The sequence below is a fragment of the Vibrio sp. 970 genome (assembly GCF_033339075.1).
In genome coordinates, this window is the sequence record NZ_JAWOTW010000686.1 from 1 (window position 1) to 547 (window position 547).

A 547-nucleotide genomic window follows, 5' to 3' on the forward strand; every position below is an offset into this window, starting at 1 on the left:
TTATCGATTTTGATCTTCATAGTTGCAGAGTCGTAGTTCAGATCTAAGTCCGAGTAGACGAACATTGGACTGCTGGCTACGTCTGTCAGAACGTCACTTGCGATCGTAAACAAGCTTTCGAAGCTGTTTGGTGTCGTGATAACGAACTGAATTGGTAGACCTGAACCCGCACCAGGCAGTTCTGGCATCTGGAATGCCGTGATTGACATGCCTGGGACGCTTGCAACTAATCCACCAACACGTTTGGTGATCTCAGATTGGCTGGCTTCACGCTCACTCCAAGGTTTAAGTGTCGCTAGACCAAACGCTTGGTTCGAGTTAGGAACACCGTTAAATACCTGCGCGTATTCTACCTCTGGTTGATCCGACAGAATCTTGTTTACATCGTTCATGGTGTTTTGGATGTAATCCAAGTTCGCGTTCGAAGGCGCCGTACCCATTAGTACAACCACACCTTTATCTTCCGAAGGTGCAAGTTCACTAGGAATGAACTTGAACAAGACTGGTAAGCTTGCAAATACAATGATTGCAAACGCAATAACAACCG

At 46.3% G+C, this 547-nt stretch carries 1 protein-coding gene; it reads right to left on the reverse strand.

Annotated elements, in window-relative coordinates; genetic code table 11:
- Positions 1–547 (reverse strand): efflux RND transporter permease subunit (locus tag R7Q11_RS28625; protein ID WP_225467280.1); only part of this gene is annotated, 547 nt, incomplete at both ends.